Origin of the sequence: Streptomyces tricolor (assembly GCF_002155905.1) — a bacterium.
Lineage (GTDB): Bacteria > Actinomycetota > Actinomycetes > Streptomycetales > Streptomycetaceae > Streptomyces > Streptomyces tricolor.
The window spans coordinates 1-2,488 of the sequence record NZ_MUMF01000756.1 but is presented as its reverse complement, the minus strand read 5'-3'; the positions used below and the strand labels follow the sequence as shown (position 1 = coordinate 2,488).

2 protein-coding genes are annotated in these 2,488 nt (G+C 71.3%); both read left to right on the top strand.

Annotated features, from left to right (window positions below; all coding sequences use genetic code 11):
- Window positions 1–2,136 (top strand): RICIN domain-containing protein (locus CCN44_RS38895; RefSeq protein WP_244204042.1); only part of this gene is annotated, 2,136 nt, incomplete at its 5' end.
- A 94-nt stretch (window positions 2,137–2,230) separates the two neighbouring features.
- Window positions 2,231–2,488: 2Fe-2S iron-sulfur cluster-binding protein (locus tag CCN44_RS38890; RefSeq protein ID WP_143650336.1), on the top strand; the 258-nt coding region annotated here is incomplete at its 3' end.

Here is a 2,488-nt window from a genome sequence, read left to right as displayed (position 1 = left end):
GCCGCCGCCCTGCTCACCGCGTCCCCCGCGCCGGCCGCCACCGCCGGGGCAGCCGCCCTGCCCACCGGCTTCGCCACGGTCGTGAACGCCGCGAGCGGCAGGTGTCTGGACGCCAGGGCCGCCGCCACCGCCAACGGCACCGTCGTACAGCAGTACGCGTGCAACGGCAGCACGGCCCAGCAGTGGAGCTTCACCGACGCCGGCGACGGCTACGTCCGCATCGCGAACCGCAACGACACCGGCCGGGTGGCCGATGTCGCCGACGTGTCCACGGCCGACAACGCCCCGGTCCACCTGTGGAGTTACGGCGGCGGCGCCAACCAGCAGTGGCTGCCCGTGGACGACGGCGGCGGCGCCTTCCACTTCGTCAACCGGCACAGCGGCAAGTGCCTGGACGACCCCGGTGCCTCGCTCGCCGACAGCGTGCAGTTCGTGCAGTACACCTGCAACGGCAGCGCCGCCCAGCGCTTCCAGGTGGTCCCCGTGACCCCGTCGGCGAGCAACCCGGACCTCGGCCCGAACGTCGTCGTCTTCGACCCGTCGATGTCCTCGTCCGCCATCCAGAGCAAGCTGGACACCATCTTCGAGCAGCAGGAGACCAACCAGTTCGGCCCCCAGCGCCACGCCGTCCTGTTCAAGCCCGGCGCCTACGACGCGAACGTCGACGTCGGCTTCTACACCCAGGTGCTCGGCCTCGGCCTGACCCCGGACGCGGTGACGATCGACGGTGCCGTGCACGCCGAGGCCGACTGGTTCCAGGGCAACGCCACCCAGAACTTCTGGCGCGGCGCCGAGAACCTGTCGGTCAACCCCACCGGCGGCGCCGACCGCTGGGCGGTCTCGCAGGCGGCGGCGTACCGCCGGATGCACCTGCGCGGCAACCTCGCCCTGGACGACGGCGGCTGGTCCTCCGGCGGCTACCTCGCCGACAGCAAGATCGACGGACAGGTGAACTCCGGTTCGCAGCAGCAGTGGATCACCCGCAACTCCCAGCTCGGCGGCTGGACCGGGGCCAACTGGAACATGGTGTTCGTCGGCAGCCAGGGCGTCCCCGCCACCAGCTTCCCGAAGCCGCCGTACACCACCGTCACCCGGAGCCCGGTCACCCGGGAGAAGCCGTTCCTGTACGTCGACGGCTCCGGGGCCTACCAGGTGTTCGTGCCCTCCGTGCGCACCGACTCGACCGCCACCGGCTGGGCGGGCGGCCGGCCGGCCGGCACCTCGCTGCCGCTGAGCCGGTTCCACATCGTCAAGCCCGGCGCCACCGCCGCCCAGCTCAACGCGGCCCTGGCGGCCGGCCAGAACCTGCTCGTCACCCCCGGCGTCTACCACCTCGACCAGACCCTGAAGGTGACCCGCCCGGACACCGTCGTCCTCGGCCTCGGCCTCGCCACCTTCGTCCCGGACAACGGCATCACCGCGATGTCCGTCGCCGACGTCGACGGTGTGAAGATCGCCGGCCTGCTCTTCGACGCCGGCACCACCAGCTCGAAGACCCTGGTCGAGGTCGGGCCGGCCGGCTCCACCGCCTCCCACGCGGCCGATCCGACCTCCCTGCACGACGTGTACTTCCGCGTCGGCGGCGCCGGCGTCGGCAAGGCGGCCACCAGCCTCGTCGTCAACAGCGACGACGTCATCGGCGACCACCTGTGGATCTGGCGCGCCGACCACGGCAGCGGCGTCGGCTGGACCAGCAACACCGCCGACACCGGCCTGGTCGTGAACGGCGACGACGTGACCATGTACGGGCTGTTCGTCGAGCACTTCCAGAAGGACCAGACCGTCTGGAACGGCAACGGCGGCCGTACCTACTTCTTCCAGAACGAGATGCCGTACGACCCGCCGAACCAGGCCGCCTGGATGAACGGCTCCACCCGGGGCTACCCCGCCTACAAGGTCGCCGCCTCCGTCACCAGCCACCAGGCGTACGGCCTCGGCAGCTACTGCTACTTCAACGTCGACCCGGGCGTGACGGCCGCCCGCGCCATCGAGGCGCCGGAGAACCCGAACGTCCGCTTCACCAGCATGGTGACCGTCTCCCTCGGCGGCACCGGCACCATCAGCCACGTCGTCAACGACACCGGAGGCCCGTCGAACGCCACCACCAACGTCGCCGACCTCGTCCGCTACCCGTGACCGAAGGGGACGGCCGTCCGCACGTGTGAGCCCGCCGCGACCTGGATACGCGGTCTGCACGGCTCCACCGTCCGTCCGGAAGGTCGTCCCCGACATGACCAGCGCATGCTCCCGGCCCGGCCACGACTCCGAGGTCACCCTCCGCGTCAACGGCAAACCCCACACCCTGCGCGTCGACCACCGGCGCGTCCTGCTGGACCTGCTGCGTGAGGACCTGGACCTCACCGGGTCCAAGAAGGGCTGCGACCACGGCCAGTGCGGTGCCTGCACCGTGCTGGTCGACGGCCGCCGCCTCAACAGCTGTCTGCTGCTCGCCGTGACCCTCGACGGCAGCGAGGTCACCACCGTCGAG